Raw genomic sequence first — 19,494 nt, forward strand, 5'->3', positions numbered from 1 at the left:
CGTGACGGCTCTCCCCGAGGTTCACGCAGATACCGGTCTCATCGATCACGGCGGCCCGGTGGACGCCGACGGCGCACCGCTGCGTGGGGTCGGTCCGATCGTCCTGTTGCACGGACTGATGGGCCGCGGCCGGACCTGGCGTCGCCAGATCCCCTGGCTGCGCCGCCACGGTCGGGTTTTCACCTTCGATGCGGCGTTCCACACGGGCGCGGATGTGCCCGTGCCCACCTCCGCGAGTGAGCTGGCAACCGAACGTTTCGTCACCGACCTCGCGGAGATCCTGGTGTGGATCGATCAGGGACCTGCCGTGCTGATCGGCCACTCGATGGGCGGCCAGCACGCCTGGTGCACCGCGGCCGCTTATCCGGAGATGGTGTCGGCGTTGGTGATCGAGGACATGGCCCCGGACTTCCGGGGACGCACGACAGGCGACTGGACGCCGTGGTTCGAGAGCTGGCCCGAACGCTTCGCGTCCATCGACGACGCACGAGCGATGTTCGGCGACGTCGCGGGCCGGTACTTCTTCGAGGCGTTCGACGACGGACGTCTGCACGGCAGTCTGCAGGTCTGGGCCGACATCGCCGAGGAGTGGGGTGGCAGGGATTTCTGGACGCAGTGGTCGTCGGTGCGGGTGCCGACGCTGTTGATAGAGGCCGAGCACACCGTCACCCCACCTGATCAGATGCGAAAGATGTGCTCGCTCAATGATTTCGCCGCTCACCTACGGGTTGCCGGCGCGGGTCACCTGGTCCACGACGATGCGCCGGACGAGTACCGTGGGGCCGTCGAGGCGTTCCTGTGCGGATTGCCGGCGTGAGTCGGGGCTGAAGGTCTGTCAATCCGCCTCGCCGGCAAGGCAATACCGACCGTCGGCGGTGATCTCGACCAACCCGTCGACGAGCAGTGAGTCCAATGCGCGGTCACGTTGCGCGGTGTCGGTGGTCCACGCCAGGTCGAGACGGTCGCGTAGGACAGGTTTGTCGGTGCCGCGCAGGACATCGAGGAGCAGGCCCCGCACCTGCCGGTCGGTGCCGGCGAACTTCTGCACCTTGCGTGGCGGTCCGCTGTGCGCGGGACGTCCGAGTCGCACCCACGTGCACTCGGTGAGTGGGCATGCGTCGCAGTCGGGTTTACGCGCCGTGCAGACGAGCGCGCCGAGCTCCATCAGCGCTGCGGAGAATCGTGGGGCCGACGCGGCGACAGTGTCGTCGGGGTTGCGGGGGAGCAGCGCCGATGCGTCGTCGAGATCGGTGCGTGACGGGTTGCCGGGCTGTTCGCGTCCATGCACCGCGCGAGCGATGACCCGACGAACGTTGGTGTCCACCACCGGAACCGACTGTCCGTACGCGAAACACGCCACCGCGCGGGCGGTGTAATCGCCGATGCCGGGCAGGGTGAGCATCGTCGCGACGTCGTCAGGGACCCGATCGTTGTGCTCGGCGGCGAGCACACCCGCACATTGGTGCAGGCGCATGGCGCGGCGTGGGTAACCGAGCTTGCCCCAGGCGCGCAACACCTCGCCCGGCGACGCCGCGGCCATCGCCGACGGCACCGGCCAGCGGTCCACCCATTCCCGCCACGGTCCGATCACCCGCGAGACCGGCGTCTGCTGCAGCATGATCTCGCTGATGAGGATCTGCCAGCCCGACAATCCCGGCTCACGCCAGGGCAGATCGCGTTCGTGAAGGTCGAACCAGCCGAGCAGCTCGGCCGATGGCACACTAGTCGACATGAGCACAGTGACGCCGGAGGCTGCGTGGAAGGTTCTGCGCGAGGGTAACGATCGTTTCGTCGCGGGTGATTCTCAACATCCCAGTCAGGGTATCGAGGACCGGGCGCGGCTCGCGTCCGGACAGGACCCGCACGTGGTGTTGTTCGGATGTTCCGATTCCCGACTGGCCGCGGAGATCATCTTCGACCAAGGGCTGGGGGACATGTTCGTGGTCCGCACCGCGGGCCAGGTCATCGATTCTGCAGTCCTCGGGTCCCTGGAGTACGCGGTCGAGGTCCTGCAGGTGCCGCTGATCGCGATCCTCGGGCACGACAGTTGCGGGGCGGTCAAGGCCACGCTCGACGCGCTCGACGACCTGCAGATCCCGGGTGGGTACATCCGCGATGTCGTCGAGAAGGTGTCGCCCAGCATCCTGGCCGGACGCAGCGAGGGGCTCACCCGGGTCGACGAGTTCGAGGCCCGCCACGTCGTCGAGACCGGTCGTCTCCTGATGCAGCGCAGCCGTGTCATCGCCGATCGCGTCGCGACCGGCAAGCTCGCCATCGTCGGACTCACCTACAAGCTCAGCGAGGGGCGGGTGCAGTTGCGCGGCGTCTACGGTGAGGTCGGGGACACGCCGAACGTTCCGGTGGAGCAGAGCGCCAAGTCTGCCTGAGCACGCGGCCGGCGGGGCACTCTCGGGCTGAACCCGAACTTTAGACTTTTGGCCGGTCAGGGCCTGTTTGTGCGACACGCCGAGCGACGTCGGACCGTGGCTGTGTCCCGGCCGATAGCGTGGGCCCCGTGATCGATCCGCAGGCCCCGTTACCACCCGAGATCTACTGGCGACGACGAGTCGTCGCGATCGGTGGTCTGGTCGTCGTGGTCGGGCTGATCATCGGTTTGATCATCTGGGCGACCGGCGGTGACGACGGCAAGCCCGCTCCGACCGCGGCCGGGTCGTCGGTGAGTTCCACGACCCCGTCCACGCCGACCGAGTCGTCGGAGCCCTCGTCCAGCGAATCCGCAGATGCCTCCGGCGGCGGCTATGGCGGAGGTGGTGCCGTGGCGGCACCAGGGGAGTCGGGAGCGGCGGCATCGTCGGTGCCCGGCGGATCTGCGGCGCCCGGTGGCACACCCGTCGCCCCGAGCGCGGCGGGGGCGGCCCCCGGGCCGGTGCCGGCGTCCGGCCTGTGCCCGGACTCGAACATCTCGGTGGTTCTCTACACCGACAAGCCGACCTACTCGACGGGCGATCAGCCGGTGTTCACCATCGTGACCACCAATGCGGGCCTCACCGAGTGCACGCGTGACGTCGGCAAGTCCGCGCAGAACGTCGTGGTCCGCACGCTCGACGGCACACGCACCCTGTGGACCGCCCGCGACTGCTCGCCGTTGCAGACGGTGAACAACGTGACCCTCAAGCCCTCGCAGCAGGTTCGCGACACCATCACGTGGTCGGGTACCACCAGCAACCCCGGCTGCGACAAGCCGCGCGTCGCGGTTCCGGTGGGCGCGTACCAGGCCATCGGCAAGATCGGCGAGAAGGAGTCCGCGCCGATCACCTTCAACGTCGTCGCTCCGGCGCAGCCCTGACCCGTCGCTGCATCGATCGGCCGTGAGTGGGCCGCAGGCGATGTATGACGTGGCCTGGACTCCAGGTGGCCGGATCGCCGTCCCGCCCTATGCGGTGGCCCGCGGTATCAATTCCACCGGTAGCCGCGCGGTCTCCACCTCGCGTCCCTCGACAAGGTCCAGGAGTCGACGTGTCGCGGTCTCGCCGATCTGGTGGGCAGGTGAACGGACCGTGGTGAGCGGTACCGGTAGCTGCGCGACGATGGGAATGTCGTTGTAGCCGACCAGGGCCAGATCGTCGGGCACACGAAGACCGAGATCGCGGGCCACGCCGAGCACGCCGACCGCGATGGTGTCCGAGACGGTGAAGATCGCGCGTGGTCGGTGGCCGTCACCGAGGAGGCGGTGGCCCGCCTCGATCCCGCCCGCGACCTCGAAGGTCGACGTGACAATACGTTCGGACGGCAGATTGACTCCGGCATCGGCCAATTCCGCACAGAACCCCGTGAGTCGGTCACGGGCCGTCGTCGCATGGGCGGGCCCGGCGATGACGGCGAGATCGTCGAATCCCCGGTCGAGCAGATGGCGAGCCGCGAGGCGGCCGCCGTGTCGATCATCGCCGCCGACGAACGGCAGATCGGCGTCGCCGTGCCGGGTCACCGTGAGCAGCGGCACGTCTCCGATCGACAGCGATTCGATGAACGCGTGACCGGGAGCGTGCAGACCACCGAGCAGCAGACCGTCCACCTGACGGCCGACGACGAGTTCGATGGCCCGCCGCTGTGCATCGGGGTCGTCGGGGGGACTCGACAGCAGGACCGAATAGCCTGCGCGCGTGGCGGCTTCCTCGATGCCCTGATAGGTCGTCGCGACCACACCGTCGGTGAGTCGGGTCATCACCACCCCGAGTGTGGTGGTCTTGCGGGTCCGCAGACTCGCCGCCCACAGATTCGGGTGGTAGCCGAGCTCGCGTGCGACCTCGCGGACCCGCTGCGCCGATGCCGACCACCCGTCGGCTGGTTCGGGCTGTCGCAGGACCCGTGACGCGGTGGAGACGTGGACCCCGGCACGTTCGGCGATCTCCCTGAGGGTCGGAGCCCGATGCCCACCTGACATCTACGGGACCTACCTTTCCTCGCGTCCGCGGGTGCATTGGTGCTCCCGCTGTTGACGAACTGCGCCGGTTGTGCCTAGCTTAGTGGATGCAAACGTTCTCGCAAACGTTCTTACACCGGAGGAACCGATGGCTGACGCCCAGACCCTGACCCAACTCTTCGCGCTCGACGCACTTCTCGATCCCGAGGAGATCGCGATTCGCGACACCGTGCGCAAGTTCGGTGCCGAGCGACTGCGGCCCCACATCGGTGACTGGTTCGAGAATGCCGAACTGCCGGCGCGTGAGTTGGCCAAGGAACTCGGCTCGCTCGGTGCCCTCGGCATGCACCTGGAGGGATACGGTTGCCCCGGGACCAGTGCCACCGCGTACGGGCTCGCCTGCCTCGAACTCGAGGCCGTGGATTCGGGTGTCCGCAGCCTGGTCTCGGTGCAGGGATCGTTGGCGATGTTCTCCATCCATCACTGGGGCAGTGAGGAACAGAAGCTCGAGTGGTTGCCGCGGATGGCGGCCGGCGAGGCCATCGGTTGCTTCGGCCTGACCGAACCCGATTTCGGGTCGAACCCGGCGGGTATGCGCACCCACGCCAAACGCGACGGCGACGACTGGGTGCTCAACGGCACCAAGATGTGGATCACAAACGGCTCCATCGCCGACGTCGCGGTGGTCTGGGCGCAGACCGACCTCGAGGAGGGCGCCAAGGGGATCCGCGGTTTCGTCGTGCCGACCGATACCCCGGGATTCTCGGCGCCGGAGATCAAGAAGAAGATCTCGTTGCGTGCGTCGGTGACCTCCGAACTGGTGCTCGAGGGCGTGCGTCTGCCGGCGTCGGCGATGCTGCCCGAGGCGCGCGGTCTGCGGGGCCCGCTGACGGCGTTGGGCGAGGCGCGGTTCGGCATCGTCTTCGGTGCGGTCGGCGCCGCCCGGGATTGCCTCGAGGTGGCCGTCGACTATGCGCAGACCCGGGAGGTCTTCGACAAGCCGCTGGCCGGGTATCAGTTGACCCAGGCCAAGATCGCCGACATGGCCCTCGAGGTCGGCAAGGCGCACCTGCTGGCCTATCATCTCGGCCGTATCAAGGACCGTGGGGAGATCACCCCGGAGCAGGTCAGCACGGGCAAGCTCAACAACGTGCGTGAGGCCATCGCGATCGCGCGCGAGTGCCGAACCATCCTGGGCGCCAACGGGATCACCCTCGAATACCCGGTGATCCGGCACGCCAACAACCTCGAATCGGTACTCACCTACGAGGGCACCTCCGAAGTGCACCAGCTGACCATCGGCAAGGCGTTGACCGGCGAGGCCGCGTTCCGGTGACCTTCCGTACCGGCGCGTTGGACGGGCTGGTCATCGCAGACTTCGGCCGGGTCCTCGCCGGACCGTACGCGACGATGCTGCTCGCCGACCTGGGCGCCGAGGTGGTCAAGGTCGAGCGGCCCGAAGTCGGCGACGACACCCGTAGTTGGGGCCCGCCGTGGGTGGGGGACGAGTCGTCGTACTTCCTCTCGGTCAACCGCAACAAGCGTTCGGTGGCTTACGATCTCACCGACGACACCGGACTCGATGCCGCCCGTGAACTGGTGGCCCGTGCCGACGTCGTGGTGGAGAACTTCCTGCCGGGCACCATGGACCGGCTCGGACTCGGCCACGACGCGGTGCGTGATCTCAACCCCGACGTCGTGTATTGCTCGGTGACCGGATTCGGTGGGCAGAACCAACTTCCGGGATACGACCTGCTCATCCAGGCGGTCGGCGGACTGATGAGCATCACCGGTCCGGACCCGCGGACACCCACCAAGGTCGGTGTCGCGATGGTCGACATCATCACGGGACTGCATGCGGCCGTGGGTATCCTGGCCGCCCTACGTCATCGGGACCGCACCGGTGAGGGGCAGCGGATCGAGGTGAACCTGCTGTCGTCGCTGCTCTCGGCGCTGGCGAATCAATCGTCGGCCTATGTGGCGGCGGGAGTGGTGCCTCACGCGATGGGCAACCGGCATCCGAGCATCGCTCCCTACGAGGTGTTCGCCGCGAGCGATCGGCCGCTGGTTCTCGCCATCGGCAACGACCGTCAGTTCGCGGCCCTCGCCGACGTGCTCGGGCGACCCGAATTGGCCTCGGACGAACGCTTTTCGACCAACAGGGCACGTGTTGCCCACCGTGAGGTGCTGACGGCGATGCTCAACGAGGCGCTCGCCGCGGACACCGCGGATGCGTGGTTCACGGCGCTCACCGCCAAGCGAGTGCCGTGCGGGCCGCTCAACGACATCGCCGATGCCATCGCGCTGGCGGAGCGGTTGGGGCTCGAACCGGTGATCACGATCGACGACCCTCGGCGCGCCGATCCGATTCGACAGGTGGCCAACCCGATTCGACTCTCGGCGACGCCACCGACCTATCGGTCCGCACCGCCACGGCTTGATGAGGGCGGGGACGGGGCGTAGTCGCCGATCGAAATGTGCCCCGATCGAAATGTGCCCCGATCGAAAATGCGCCCTGATCGAAATGTGCCCCGACGGAAATGTGCCCCGATCGAAATGCGCCCTGGAAATGTGCCCTCCCCACCGCCGTCGTCGCCCACAGCGCGATGAGTGCTCCGGTGAGGGCGCTTATCCAGGGCGCATTTCGATCGAACCGCTCACGTGGCGGCTGCTACTCGTAACGTTCGATGCTGCTCTCGGCGAGGCGGGAGAGTCCTTCGCGGATGTGGCGCGCCCAGATACTGCCGATGCCCTCGACGGCCTGCAGATCGGCTGCACTCGTCGCGAGCAGTGCCTGAAGTGTGCCGAAACTGCGCACCAGACGATCGATGTGCGCGAACTGCAGTCGTGAGATCCGTGCCAACAGTCGATAGCCGCGGGGGCTCATCGCGGTGTCCTGCGCCTCGATCGTCGTCGGATAGCCGAAGGCCCCGGCGATGAGGGTGAGGTCGAGCAGGTCGACGTCGGACAGTTGCTCGACGGTCTCCAACGTCTGCCGCACGTCCTCGGCGGTCGCGGGTTCCGGGGTGGCGTAGTAGTCGCGGACGAGTAGTTCGCGCATGGTGTCGTTGTCGCTGATGAGTTCCTCGAGCTGCAGGCTGACCTGCCGGCCGTTGACGCCGAGTTCGAGGACGTATTCCTCGATCTCCACCGACACCCGGCGCACCATCTCCATCCGCTGCGCCGTCGACATGGCGTCGCGCAACAGCACATAGTCCTCGATCTCGGCGCGAGAGAGCCCGGCGATCACCTCGTCGAGACGCATCTTGTAGCGCTCGAGCGTGGCCAGTGCGACATTCGCACGGGACAGGATCGGATCCGGACTCTCGACGACCCGGCGGGCACCGTGCACGTAGACGCTGACGATCGACATCGATGCGCTCACCGAGATCACCGGGTGTCCGGTCTGGATGGCCGTGCGTTCGGCAGCGCGGTGCCGGGTGCCGGACTCCTCGGTCGGGATCGACGGATCCGGCACCAACTGCACGTTGGCACGGACGATGCGCTTTCCGTCGGTCGAAAGCACCACGGCCCCATCCATTTTCGCGAGCTCGCGGAGTCGGGTGGGCGCGAACTCGACGTCGAGGTGGAATCCGCCGTCGCAGATCTTCTCCACGTCGGAGTCGTGGCCGAGCACGATGAGCGCACCGGTGCCGCCACGCAGGATGCGTTCGAGGCCGTCTCGCAGGCCCGTGCCGGGCGCGACCCGTGCCAGCGTTTCCCGCGTCAGCTCGGATTTCGCGATGTCGACCATCTCGCCTCTTCTCATCGGACGCCACGGTCCGTCTGCCGAGCGCCCTGGGTGGGCGTACCGTGCGACCGGCCGACCTTGTCGTCGGTGCGGGACCGCCACCTCGCCGTGCACATATGTACTCGGACTAGGGTAACGGGACGTGAAGAGCGGATTTACGGTGCCCACCGACCTCGACCCGGTGGAACGTCACCCCAAGGCTGCCGGGCCGGGCGAGAAGCTCAACCGGCATCACCCGATGTGCTACGGCTGCGGTGATCAATCCGAGCAGGGGTTGCACCTGAAGATCATCGCCGGCGATGGATTCACGGTCAGTGCGACGATGGCCGCGGAACCCCGGATGGAAGGCGGCCCCGGAGTCATCCACGGAGGCGTGCTGACCACCGCATTCGACGAGGTCATGGGCAATGTTCCGCTGCTGATCGGGCCGTCGGCGGTCACCGTGCACCTCGAGGTCGACTTCGCCGAGCCGATCCCGATCGGTTCGACACTGCATTTTCGTGGTGAACTCCTCGGCCGACAGCGACGCAAGCTCTACACACGCTCGACGGCGCATCTGGGCGACCCGGAGAAGATCGTCGCGCAGGCCCACGCGATCTTCGTCAGCATCGATTCGCGCGCACACTTCGCCGATCATGTCGCCAACAGCGGACTCTCCGACGAATACAAGGACCGACTGTCCCGACCGTGAGGATCTACCGATCCTTCGAAGCCGCTCGCAGCTCCCGACGACGGTGCTGTGACCGTCGTCGGTCCTGAGCGCGCAGGGCGCGGCGTTCGTCGGTGATCCATGGGCCGCTCGGTGCGGGGCGGCGGCGTGGACGGCGGTCAGAACGGGGCGTCAACGGTACTGGTCAACGCCGCCCGGACGGCATCCTGGAGATCGTTCACGCGCGTCACCCGGATGCCCGACGGAAGATTCTCGTCGGTACCCGCCGGGACGATGGCGTGGCGAAAGCCGAGCCGCTTGGCTTCGCCGACTCGTCGGGCGACCGCGGACACCCGGCGCACCTCGCCGGCCAGCCCGACCTCGCCGATGGCGACCGTCCGGTGCGGGACGGGCGTGTTCTGCAGCACCGATGACACCGCCAGTGCGATGGCGAGATCGGCCGCCGGCTCGGTGACCTTCATCCCGCCGACGGTGGCCGCGTAGATCTCGTGGTCGCCCAGCGGGGCGCCGAGCCGGCTTTGCAACACGGCCAGCACCATCGCGACGCGTGCCGAGTCGAGGCCGGAGACCGCGCGACGAGGCGTGGCCATCGTGGACTTGTTGGCCAGCGCCTGGACCTCGCCGACGAGGGCGCGTTTTCCATCCATCGTGACCATCGCGGTCGATCCGGTGACATCTGCGTCGCGTTGATGGAGAAAGATCCCGGACGGATCGGTGACCTGATGGATGCCGTCGTCGCGCTGTTCGAAGCAACCCACCTCGTCGGCGGCGCCGAAGCGATTCTTGATGCCGCGCACCATCCGGAGGCTCGAATGCCGGTCGCCTTCGAACGACAGCACGACGTCGACGAGATGCTCCAGCGAGCGCGGTCCGGCCACCGCGCCGTCCTTGGTCACGTGGCCCACGAGCACCACCGCGATGCCACGGTTCTTGGCCATCGAAACCAATGCCGTTGTCACCGCGCGGATCTGGGTGACCCCTCCGGTGACACCGTCGGTGCCGGTGGCGACCACCGTCTGCACCGAGTCCACAACCACCAGTGAGGGATTCACAGCATCGACGTGTCCGAGGATCGTCGCGAGGTCGGTTTCGGCTGCGAGATAGACGTTCTCGTGGACCGCGTCGGTGCGCTCGGCCCGCATGCGCACCTGCCCGGCCGATTCCTCGCCGGTGAGATAGAGCGCCTTCTGGCCGCGGTGCGCCCAGTGCTTGACGGTCTCGAGTAGCAGCGTCGACTTGCCGACGCCGGGTTCACCTGCGAGCAGGATCACCGAACCGGGCACCACGCCGCGGCCGAGGACGCGATCGAGTTCGCCGATCCCGGTTGCGACCGCAGCCGAGGAGTTCGCGTCGACCTCGGTGATGGGTTTGGCCGGACTGCTCGGGGTGATGCCCCCGACCCCGTTGGGGCGGGTGCTGATCGTCGCCGCCTCGTCGACCGTGCCCCACTCGCCGCATTCGGGACAGCGGCCGACCCATTTGGCGACGGTGTGTCCGCATGCACCACAGCGGAATGACGATCTCGGTTTGGCCACGGGGACAGCCTAGGGGCGTGGTGTGACACACCGTCTGCGGGGACGTTCGTCGCAATGTGACTGTGTGCGGGCTCGGGCCGATCCGCCCACTCCGATCCCGGCGTCCGGTCACCCACCGCGGCGCACGCCGACGACCCCGTGCTGCCGACAAACGAAGAACTCCCGTCGACACCGGGTGTCGACGGGAGTTCTTCCAGATCGGTTGCGCGCGGGCTCAGTGCTCCTCGCCGGCGTGCTCGTCGGCAGGCGGCTCGGCCTCGCGGATCTTGTCCTGGCGCGTCATGTAGGTGCCGGCATCCACCGGGGTGTTCATGGTGACCGATCCGGCGCGCTCGAAGCGGAAGGTCAGTGGCGTGGTGAGCCCGGCCGCCACGGAATCGCCCGCGTCGTTGAGCCGCACAGTGAGACGATCCTGCTCGTCGGTGGCCTGGATCTCCTCGGGCTCGAGCAGCCCGATCGGCTTGCCCGCACGCAGTGCCTGTCCGGGCTTGACGGTGGTGTCACCGACGATGGTCACCGACCCGCCCTTCGGCGCATCGATGCCGAGCAGTCGATCGTTCTCCACCGGGTCGACGTTGTTGACCACGAACGAGACCTCGAACGGCCCGCCGTTGTCGAAGACCTCGTCGGCCTTCTGTGCGGGGTAGATGATCTGGACGTTGCGAAGCTGCATGGAGCCGAGATTGGCCATGTTGCCGTTCACCGCCGGCTCCTGGTTTGCGGTCTGCGAGATCTGACCGGCACCGCACGCGGTGGTGCCCAGTGCAATCGCGACTCCGACCGCGGCGACCGCAGTGGCCTTGGCCGACAGCCGAAGCGAACGCCGAGCGGTTTTCCGAAGCACAGACACCCGTTCCTCCCAGGTCATCAAGGGCTGACACGCAGGGTCGGACACGGCGTCGTGAACCCTGCACTACGGAGCGTAGTGGGCGCCGCGCGCAAAAGTCCCCTCGGGTGCCCGATTGGTGTCGAGAACCCATCGGCGGCAGGTGTGCCCGAGGGGCTTTTCAACACCCGTTGTGGGCCCGGTCACGGGGCGATCGGGGGCCGCTCTACGCTGGTCCGTTACTGCCCGGCGGGATGGTCAACTGGCCAGTTCAGTGCGTTGACCTGCGCCGTTGTGTAGGGCCTCTCGGACGCCCGTGCTAGACTGGCTGTACTCGAAAGGGGCATAGAACATTGAACTTCAAAGTTGGCGACACCGTTGTCTACCCCCATCACGGTGCTGCTCGGGTCGAAGACATCGTGACCCGAACCATCAAGGGTGAGCAGATCGAATACCTCGTCCTCAAGGTTGCCGATGGCGACATGACCGTTCAGATCCCCTCGACAAAGCTCGAGTACGTGGGTGTGCGCGACGTTGTCGGCGAGGAGGGTCTCGATCAGGTTTTCCAGGTGCTCCGCGCCCCGCATACGGAGGAGCCGACGAACTGGGCCCGGCGGTTCAAGGCGAACCAGGAGAAGCTGATCTCCGGCGACATCATCAAGGTGGCAGAGATCGTCCGCGATCTGTGGCGACGTGAGCAGGACCGCGGTCTGTCGGCAGGCGAGAAGCGCATGCTGACCCGTGCACGGCGGGTTCTCGTCGACGAACTCTCGTTGGCTCAGAACACCGATGACGAGAAGGCCACCACCATTCTCGACGAGGTCTTGGCCGCAGCGTCCTGACCTCCGTCATCCACGTGACTGCCGTTCCGGCGAGGCCGGTATGACGGTGAGCGTGATCGTGCCGGCGGCTGGTTCCGGTAGCCGGCTCGGTGAAGCGGTTCCCAAGGCTTTCGTCGATCTCGGCGGGCAGACGATTCTCGAGGTCTGCGTGGCTGGGATCGTCGATGCCGCGGTCGCCGAGCATGTGGTGGTGGTGGTTCCCGCCGAACTCGTCGACGACGCACGCCGTCTGGTTCCGGACGCCGTCGTCGTCGCGGGTGGGGCTCATCGGTCTGAGTCGGTACGTGCCGGCATCTCTGCCGCCGGTGGCGATTCGGACATCGTGCTCGTTCACGACGCGGCCCGCCCGTTGACCCCGCCGGACGTGTTCGGCCGGGTGGTCGAGGCGATCCGCGGTGGACATCCGGCGGTGGTGCCCGGGCTGCCGGTGGCGGACACGCTCAAAGAGGTTCTTCCGAATCCCGGTCCGGAAATCGTGGTGCGGACGGTGGATCGCGAACCGCTGCGTGCCATCCAGACCCCGCAGGGATTCACCCGGGACACCTTGCTGCGTGCACACGCGGATGCCTCCGGGCTCGCCACCGACGACGCGGGACTCGCGGAACGCTGCGGGATCCCGGTCCATGTGGTGACCGGTGACCCGCTGGCCATGAAGATCACCACGCCATGGGATCTGCGCATCGCTCGTAGCATTGTCGCCGACACCGATCGAGTGGGTACCGCCTATCGGGCGGCGGTTCGTCAGGACTCGCCGCATCACGAGCTCGGCTCGACGGAATCATCCGAGGAAAGGCGCTCATGAGAGTCGGTATCGGCACCGACGCGCACCGAGTGGAACCCGGCACCGAGTGCTGGATGGTCGGTCTGCACTTTCCCGACACGCCCGGCTGCGAAGGCCACTCCGACGGTGACGTCGGCGCTCACGCGCTGTGCGACGCGGTGTTGTCGGCGGCGGGGCTCGGCGACGTCGGATCCGTCTTCGGTACGGGACGTCCCGAATGGGAAGGCGTCTCGGGAACCGCAATGCTCGGCCACGTCCGCGGGTTGCTCGCCGACGCCGGATTGCGGGTCGTCAACGCGGCCGTCCAGGTGATCGGCAATCAACCCAAGATCGGGCCACGTCGCGCCGAGGCACAGCAGGTGCTCGGTGAGGCGATCGGAGCGCCCGTGTCGGTCTCGGCGACGACGACGGACGGGCTCGGCATGACCGGACGGGGCGAAGGGGTCGCGGCGGTCGCGACGGCGCTGGTGGAGTCGTCGGACCGATGAGGCCCGGGTCACGAAAGTCGACCAGGTAAGATTGCACGTCGTGACAATGCGCCTTTTTGACACCGCTACCCGCGAGGTGCGCGACTTCGTGCCGCTGCACCCGGGCCAGGCATCGGTGTACTTGTGTGGCGCAACCGTGCAGGGGGTCCCGCACATCGGCCATGTGCGCAGCGGTATCGCCTTCGACGTCCTGCGGCGCTGGCTCGCCGAGCAGGGGCTCGACGTGTTGTTCGTACGCAACGTGACCGATATCGACGACAAGATCCTGCGCAAGGCAGACGAAGCCGACCGGCCGTGGTGGGAGTGGGCGGCAACCCACGAGCGTGCCTTCGATTCCGCCTACGATGCGCTCGGCGTGCTCCCACCGTCCGGTGAGCCGCGGGCGACCGGATTCGTCACGCAGATGGTCGAGTACATGCAGCGCCTCATCGAGCGTGGTCACGCCTATGCGGCCGACGGCAACGTGTACTTCGACGTGATGAGCCTGCCCGACTACGGTGCGCTGTCCGGTCACAAGCTCGACGACGTCCACCAGGGTGAGAGCGCCGGGACCGGCAAACGGGACCCTCGTGACTTCACGCTGTGGAAAGCCGCGAAGCCCGGCGAACCGTCGTGGCCGACGCCCTGGGGGCCAGGACGTCCCGGGTGGCATCTGGAATGCTCGGCGATGGCGACATCGTTGCTCGGCGCCGAGTTCGATATCCATTGCGGTGGAATGGATCTCATCTTCCCTCATCATGAGAACGAGATCGCGCAGGCGCATGGTGCCGGTGATCCGTTCGCGCGCTACTGGTTACACAACGGCTGGGTCACCATGGGCGGCGAGAAGATGAGCAAGTCGCTCGGCAACGTGGTGGCCATCCCGGCGATGCTGCAACGGGTCCGTGCCGTCGAGCTGCGTTACTACCTGGGTAGTGCCCATTACCGATCGATGCTCGAGTACTCTGACGGTGCGCTCACCGAGGCCGCCGCGGCCTATCGGCGCATCGAATCGTTCGTGGCCCGGGTGTCCTCCCGTGTCGGCGAGGTCGTCGTCGGCGAGGTCCCGAGCGAGTTCGCGGACGCGTTGAACGACGACCTGGGCGTCCCTGCCGGACTGGCGGCGATCCACAACACGGTGCGACAAGGGAATACGGCGCTGGAATCCGGCGACGGGGCTGCGGCACTCGCGGCGGCGTCGTCGGTGCGCGCGATGATGGGCGTGCTCGGAGTGGACCCGCTCGACGAGCACTGGCGAGACGAAGGTGCCGACGATTCGGCCGCCACCACCGCACTCGATGTGCTGGTGCGTGCCGAGCTGGACCGTCGAGCGCAGGCTCGTGCCGAAAAGGACTGGGCCACAGCAGATGCGGTGCGGGACCGGCTCGCTGAGGCGGGCGTGGAGGTCACCGACACACCGGACGGTGCGCAATGGTCGCTGAAGGGAACATCCTGACATGGCCGGTAATTCGAAACGTAAAGGCGCGGTGCGCAAGACAGGCACCAAGAAGGGGCAGACGGTCGGCTCGGGCGGTCAGCGCCGGCGCGGGCTCGAGGGCCGGGGGGCGACCCCGAAGGCCGTCGATCGTCCGTACCACCCCGCACACAAGCGAGCCAAGGCCGCGGCGAAGTCGTCCGGCGGTCGTGGTGCCCGTACCCGCAAGGACGACGGTCCGGAGTACGTGCTCGGTCGCAACCCGGTGCTCGAGTGTCTGCGCGCGGGTGTCCCGGCGACGGCCCTCTACATCGCGACGAACTCCGAACCCGACGATCGGGTGGCAGAATCGTTGCAGTACGCAGGTGACGCGGGCATCTCCATTCTCGAGGTGGGTAAGCAAGAACTCGATCGGCTGTCGTCGAACGGGCTCCACCAGGGGATCGCGCTGCAGGTGCCCGAGTACCAGTACGCCCATCCCGACGACGTGATGCGCGACGCCATCGCCAGCGGGACGCCGCCACTGCTCGTCGCGCTCGACAACATCACCGATCCGCGCAATCTCGGCGCCGTCATCCGGTCGGTCGCCGCATTCGGTGGTCACGGGGTGCTGATCCCGCAGCGGCGAAGCGCCAGCGTCACCGCGGTCGCGTGGCGCACGAGTGCCGGTGCGGCGGCGCGGCTCCCGGTTGCGCAGGCGCCGAATCTCACTCGGACGCTCAAGGATTGGGCCGCAGAGGGTGCGCAGCTCGTCGGTCTCGACACCGAGGGCGACGTGACCCTCGACGATTACGACGGCACGGCGCCGACCGTCATCGTCGTCGGCTCTGAGGGCAAGGGGCTGTCCCGTCTGGTCCGCGAGACCTGCGATTCGATCCTCTCCATCCCGATGGCCGGTGAGGTCGAGAGTCTGAACGCATCGGTCGCTGCCGGCGTGGTGCTGGCCGAGTTCGCCCGGCAACGGCGGCTCTGACCGCCGCGGTACCGTCGCGACAGCACCCGGTATTCCGCCGACAGCAACCTTTCTGCTGCCGACGGCAACCGGATTTCCGCCGACAGCAACCTTTTCTGCTGGCGACAGCAACCAGTTTGTTGCTGACGGCAACCGGATTTCTGCTGAAAGCATCACGCGTTGCGTCGATGGCGCCGGCTTGATGCCGACAGCACCCGGTATTCCGTCGACAGCAACCTTTCTGCTGGCGGCAGCAACTGCTTTTGCATCGACGGCACCCTCCTCTCGCTGCCGGCAACGCGCGCCGCGCGACGGCAACCGGTTGTGCGTCGATAGCACTCAACGTGGGTCGACGGCATACGCCCTCGGCGATGCGCAGAAGAATAGGATCGATGGCATGAGTGGATCGTCAGGTCTCGTCATCGATCTGAACGCCGATCTCGGTGAAGGTGTCGGCGACGACGAGGCAATGCTGAGCGTGGTCTCGAGTGCGAACGTCGCGTGTGGGTTCCATGCAGGCAGCCCCGAGGAGCTGCTCGCGACCTGTCGGGCAGCGGCCGCGGCGGGCGTGCGGATCGGTGCGCAGGTCTCATATGCCGATCGCGAAGGTTTCGGCAGGCGGTTCATGGATGTCGAGCCCGCTCGGCTGACGGCCGACATCCTTTATCAGATCGGGGCGCTCGAAGGCATTGCGCGGTCGGTGGGCGCGACGATTTCGTACGTGAAACCGCATGGTGCGCTTTATAATTCGATCGTCAAGAATGAGCCTCAGGCGCGGGCGACGGTCGCTGCGGTCGTGGAGTACGGCGGTGGGCTCCCGATGATGGGGTTGCCCGGGTCGTTGTCGTTGCGGCTGGCGTCGGAGGCCGGGTTGCCGACGATTGTCGAGGCCTTCGCCGACCGCGCCTATCGTCCCGACGGGACGCTCGTGCCGCGCACCGACGACGGGGCCGTGCTCACCGACACCGCGGCGATCACCCGTCGAGTCGTGACCATGGTGGCCGAGGGCACCGTCATCGCGATCGACGGCTCACTGGTCAGAATCGACGCGGAGTCCATCTGCCTGCACGGCGACACTCCCGGTGCGGTCGACCACGCCCGGGCGGTGCAGTCCGCTCTGTCGGCGGCCGGGATTCGCGTGTCCGCAGGCTGACGCGGCGAGGACTTCGAACGGGCGGTTGCCGTCGGCGACAAAACGGTTGCTCTCAGCGGAAATCAGGTTGCTCTCGGCGTTGCGGAGGTTGCCGTCGGCGACTGGCCGGTTGCTGTCGGCGCGTGGCCGGTTGCTGCCGAGGGAAATCCGGTTGCTGTCGCGGGGAAACCGGTTGCTGTCGCGGGGAAACGGGTTGCTGTCGCGGGGAGGCGCGGCAGCTATGTTGTTGTCATGACACCGATCGACAGCAGGGTTACCACCGCCGACGGCATCGTCGAGGGGGTTCGGGGGAAGCGGACGCGTCGCGGCACCATCAGTTGGAAGGGCATCCCGTTCGCTGCTCCGCCCGTGGCCGGGGGCCGTTTCCGCGATCCGCAGCCGGTGCATCCGTGGCCGGGGGTGCGGTCGTGCGCCCGCTTCGGCAAGGCGGCCATCCAGGACAAACGGTTCACCGCGGTGGCCCCGGGCCGGTATCAGCCGATCGGCGAGGACTGTCTGACCCTCAACGTCTTCTCGCCCGATCGCACGTCGTCGACGCCACGGCCGGTCATGGTGTTCATCCACGGAGGTGCCTACATCCTCGGGACCGCCGCGACGCCGCTCTACGACGGTTCGCTGCTGGCCCGTTCCCAGGACGTCGTGGTGGTGACGGTGCAGTACCGTTTCGGGCCGTTCGGGTTCCTCGATTTCAGCTCCTACTCCACCGAGGACCGCACCTTCGACTCCAATGTGGGGCTGAAGGATCACGTGGCGGCGTTGCAGTGGGTGCAGCGCAACATCGCCGCGTTCGGTGGCGACCCCGACAACGTGACGATCTTCGGTGAGAGCGCCGGAGGCACGTCGGTGGTGTCGTTGCTCAGCACGCCGGCCGCCGACGGGCTGTTCACCCGGGCGATTGCCGAGAGCCCGGCACCCGAGCTCACCATCTCGGCCGAGTCGGCGCAGATCTACGCCGACGAGTTCCTTCGCCTGCTCCGCGATCCGCAGCGTCGTGCCTCGGGCGTCGACCCCGACGCCGAGCCGATCCCGGCGGAGGAGGCGCAACGTCTCCTGGCGCGCGCCTCGGCCCGCGATCTGCTCGTCGCAGGCAACCATCTGATGAAGTTCGCGCAAAAGGCGGGTCTGGGCGATCCGATCCCCTTCGGTCCGGTGATCGACGGTGCGTATTTCCCGCTGTCGCCGATCGACGCGGCGAATGCGGGCAAGACCCTCCCGGTTCCGCTTGTCATCGGCACCAATCAGGCCGAGGGACAGTTGTTCAGCAAGCTGTGGAGCGTCCTTCCCGACGCGGAGAAGGCTCTCGTGCGGGTCAACGACGAGCAGGACCGCAAGGAGATCGCTGCGCTCTACAACGGCTCCGACGAGGGGCTGGTCGAACTCTCCGCGGACTCCGTCTTCTGGGCGCCGACGACGGCGTTCGCGGAAGGGCACAGCGCCGTCGCGCCCACCTACATGTACCGCTACGACTTCCACACCCGGCTACTGGCGGCCACCGGTATGCGCGCCACGCACGCTACCGAGCTGTTCGCGGTGTTCGGCGCCTATCGAACCGCACTCGGCGCGGGACTGGCGGTGGGTGACTGGCGCTCGACCGGTCGCGTCATCGCTGCAGTCCAGGATCGTTGGGGCGCATTCGCGACCGCGGGCGTGCCAGGCGTGGGCTGGCCGACCTATGACGCTCGCCGCAAGGTCTTGGTCATCGACGATCCCGACCACATCGAGACCGATCCCGACGGTGAACGTCGTGCCGCGTGGCGCAAGGTGCACGCCCGGGCGTGAAGACTCGGCTCCCGGTGGACGCAACCCCCCCCGTCAGATCCGGTGACGGTGCACGGCGTCAGTGGTGCGGCGTCCACCGGGCCGGGGGCTCCGCGGTCAGGAACGAGATCACCAGGGGATTGAACACCTCGGGTGACTCCACCGGCAGGATGTGCGTGCCCGGCAGCACCGCCAGCCTGCCGTTGGGGAGCGCGCGCGACAGGGCGAGTGCGTGTTCGACACGTGCGGCGCCGTTGTCGGCGGCCAACACCAACGTCGGCGTCGTGACCCCGGCGAATTCGTCGAATCGCCGGTCCGGCTCGCTGTCGATCATGGCCAGCGTCTTGTCGTAGACGATCTCGAAGTGTTCGGCGCCGTCGGGCGAGGTGAGGGCGTAGTCGCTGCGTAGGAACTCGACCGTCGCGGGATGGCGGGATCGGATCATGTCGAAGAACTCGCCGGGGACCTCCCCCTCGCGGCTGATGTAGCTGGCCACCATGACCACGCGCCGGACGAGGTCGGGACGTTCTCGCGCGACGAGCAGGGCGATGACGCCGCCGTCACTCCAACCCACCAGATGGGCCGGCACGCGCACGGCCTGTTCGAGGTAGGCGATGGTCTCGGCGACCATGTCGGCGTATCCGAACGGTCCGGGCTGGTCGGGGGTGTGCCCGTGCCCGCGACGTTCGGGCACGAACACGGCCAGCCCGGCGTCGGCGAAATCGGAGATCTGGGCACCCCACGTCGACGCCGCGCCGAACACCCCGTGAAGGAGCACGGTGGGCTGTCCGGCCGGGTCGCCCGCCCGGAAATGCCATATCTGACGTCCGCCGACGTCGACGTAGACACCTCCGTCGACCTGCTCTCCCGCCGTCACGCTGGACACCCCTGCCATCGTTCCAGACGTCCCGACGGATCGGGAAACGGTTGTGACTCGAAATCA

Annotated in this window: 19 protein-coding genes; 13 read left to right on the forward strand and 6 right to left on the reverse strand. The window is 67.5% G+C overall.

Translation table 11 applies throughout. The features are described 5' to 3' along the window. The first annotated feature begins 1 nt into the window (after window position 1). The gene (locus tag AAFP35_RS15510; protein ID WP_419222534.1) at window positions 2–817 is read left to right on the forward strand and encodes an alpha/beta fold hydrolase; all 816 of its coding nucleotides are present in this window, start codon (window positions 2–4) and stop codon (window positions 815–817) included. 18 nt (window positions 818–835) lie between these two features. Here AAFP35_RS15510 and AAFP35_RS15515 read toward each other — a convergent pair whose 3' ends face one another. After that, window positions 836–1,732 carry an A/G-specific adenine glycosylase gene (locus AAFP35_RS15515; RefSeq protein ID WP_419222535.1) on the reverse strand — a complete coding sequence of 299 codons (897 nt, stop codon included), beginning with the start codon at window positions 1,730–1,732 and terminating at the stop codon, window positions 836–838. Between AAFP35_RS15515 and AAFP35_RS15520 the strand changes: the two genes are divergently transcribed. Then, window positions 1,731–2,387, forward strand: coding sequence for a carbonic anhydrase (locus tag AAFP35_RS15520; RefSeq protein WP_419222536.1), 657 nt, complete (start codon window positions 1,731–1,733; stop codon window positions 2,385–2,387). The two genes, AAFP35_RS15515 and AAFP35_RS15520, sit on opposite strands and share 2 nt — an antisense overlap. A gap of 128 nt (window positions 2,388–2,515) precedes the next feature. Further along, window positions 2,516–3,307 (forward strand): hypothetical protein, encoded by a 792-nt coding sequence (locus AAFP35_RS15525; RefSeq protein ID WP_419222537.1) that lies wholly within the window; start codon window positions 2,516–2,518, stop codon window positions 3,305–3,307. An 87-nt stretch (window positions 3,308–3,394) separates the two neighbouring features. On the opposite strand, the gene AAFP35_RS15530 is transcribed toward AAFP35_RS15525, so the two are convergent. Further along, window positions 3,395–4,402 (reverse strand): LacI family DNA-binding transcriptional regulator, encoded by a 1,008-nt coding sequence (locus AAFP35_RS15530; protein WP_419222538.1) that lies wholly within the window; start codon window positions 4,400–4,402, stop codon window positions 3,395–3,397. 127 nt (window positions 4,403–4,529) lie between these two features. On the opposite strand from AAFP35_RS15530, the gene AAFP35_RS15535 reads away from it, so the two are divergent. Then, a complete protein-coding gene (locus AAFP35_RS15535) occupies window positions 4,530–5,717 on the forward strand; it encodes an acyl-CoA dehydrogenase family protein (RefSeq protein ID WP_419222539.1) in 1,188 nt (395 codons plus the stop codon). After that, window positions 5,714–6,844, forward strand: coding sequence for a CaiB/BaiF CoA transferase family protein (locus tag AAFP35_RS15540; protein WP_419222540.1), 1,131 nt, complete (start codon window positions 5,714–5,716; stop codon window positions 6,842–6,844). Before AAFP35_RS15535 ends, AAFP35_RS15540 begins: the two co-directional genes overlap by 4 nt. 208 nt (window positions 6,845–7,052) lie before the next feature. Here the strand turns inward: AAFP35_RS15540 and disA are convergent, their stop codons facing one another. Then, on the reverse strand, window positions 7,053–8,135 hold the full coding sequence (gene disA / locus AAFP35_RS15545; protein ID WP_419222718.1) for a DNA integrity scanning diadenylate cyclase DisA: 1,083 nt from the start codon (window positions 8,133–8,135) through the stop codon (window positions 7,053–7,055). 139 nt (window positions 8,136–8,274) lie between these two features. Between disA and AAFP35_RS15550 the strand changes: the two genes are divergently transcribed. Further along, the gene (locus tag AAFP35_RS15550) at window positions 8,275–8,823 is read left to right on the forward strand and encodes a PaaI family thioesterase (protein WP_419222541.1); all 549 of its coding nucleotides are present in this window, start codon (window positions 8,275–8,277) and stop codon (window positions 8,821–8,823) included. Window positions 8,824–8,960: 137 nt separating this feature from the next. Here AAFP35_RS15550 and radA read toward each other — a convergent pair whose 3' ends face one another. Together radA and AAFP35_RS15560 are read right to left on the reverse strand one after the other, a co-directional pair. Further along, on the reverse strand, window positions 8,961–10,337 hold the full coding sequence (gene radA / locus AAFP35_RS15555) for a DNA repair protein RadA (RefSeq protein ID WP_419222542.1): 1,377 nt from the start codon (window positions 10,335–10,337) through the stop codon (window positions 8,961–8,963). Between the two features lie 214 nt (window positions 10,338–10,551). After that, the gene (locus AAFP35_RS15560) at window positions 10,552–11,187 is read right to left on the reverse strand and encodes a hypothetical protein (protein ID WP_419222543.1); all 636 of its coding nucleotides are present in this window, start codon (window positions 11,185–11,187) and stop codon (window positions 10,552–10,554) included. A gap of 329 nt (window positions 11,188–11,516) precedes the next feature. On the opposite strand from AAFP35_RS15560, the gene AAFP35_RS15565 reads away from it, so the two are divergent. From AAFP35_RS15565 to AAFP35_RS15595, 7 genes are all read left to right on the forward strand, one after another. Beyond that, the gene (locus AAFP35_RS15565) at window positions 11,517–12,005 is read left to right on the forward strand and encodes a CarD family transcriptional regulator (RefSeq protein ID WP_419222544.1); all 489 of its coding nucleotides are present in this window, start codon (window positions 11,517–11,519) and stop codon (window positions 12,003–12,005) included. 40 nt (window positions 12,006–12,045) lie between these two features. After that, window positions 12,046–12,807 carry a 2-C-methyl-D-erythritol 4-phosphate cytidylyltransferase gene (ispD, locus tag AAFP35_RS15570; protein ID WP_419222545.1) on the forward strand — a complete coding sequence of 254 codons (762 nt, stop codon included), beginning with the start codon at window positions 12,046–12,048 and terminating at the stop codon, window positions 12,805–12,807. Then, window positions 12,804–13,274 carry a 2-C-methyl-D-erythritol 2,4-cyclodiphosphate synthase gene (ispF, locus tag AAFP35_RS15575; protein WP_419222546.1) on the forward strand — a complete coding sequence of 157 codons (471 nt, stop codon included), beginning with the start codon at window positions 12,804–12,806 and terminating at the stop codon, window positions 13,272–13,274. Before ispD ends, ispF begins: the two co-directional genes overlap by 4 nt. A 40-nt stretch (window positions 13,275–13,314) precedes the next feature. After that, complete coding sequence (gene cysS / locus AAFP35_RS15580; RefSeq protein ID WP_419222547.1) at window positions 13,315–14,709, forward strand: cysteine--tRNA ligase; 1,395 nt, start codon at window positions 13,315–13,317, stop codon at window positions 14,707–14,709. 1 nt (window position 14,710) lies between these two features. Then, window positions 14,711–15,661 (forward strand): 23S rRNA (guanosine(2251)-2'-O)-methyltransferase RlmB, encoded by a 951-nt coding sequence (rlmB, locus tag AAFP35_RS15585; RefSeq protein WP_419222548.1) that lies wholly within the window; start codon window positions 14,711–14,713, stop codon window positions 15,659–15,661. A gap of 376 nt (window positions 15,662–16,037) precedes the next feature. Continuing rightward, window positions 16,038–16,793, forward strand: a complete 756-nt coding sequence (locus AAFP35_RS15590) for a LamB/YcsF family protein (RefSeq protein ID WP_419222549.1) — start codon at window positions 16,038–16,040, stop codon at window positions 16,791–16,793. A gap of 231 nt (window positions 16,794–17,024) precedes the next feature. Next, entirely contained in the window at window positions 17,025–18,572 is a 1,548-nt protein-coding gene (locus tag AAFP35_RS15595; RefSeq protein ID WP_419222550.1) for a carboxylesterase/lipase family protein, read from the forward strand. A gap of 58 nt (window positions 18,573–18,630) precedes the next feature. On the opposite strand, the gene AAFP35_RS15600 is transcribed toward AAFP35_RS15595, so the two are convergent. Further along, entirely contained in the window at window positions 18,631–19,437 is an 807-nt protein-coding gene (locus AAFP35_RS15600; protein WP_419222551.1) for an alpha/beta fold hydrolase, read from the reverse strand. Between the last annotated feature and the right edge of the window lie 57 nt (window positions 19,438–19,494).

It is taken from the genome of Gordonia sp. CPCC 206044, from assembly GCF_048537895.1.
GTDB lineage: Bacteria > Actinomycetota > Actinomycetes > Mycobacteriales > Mycobacteriaceae > Gordonia.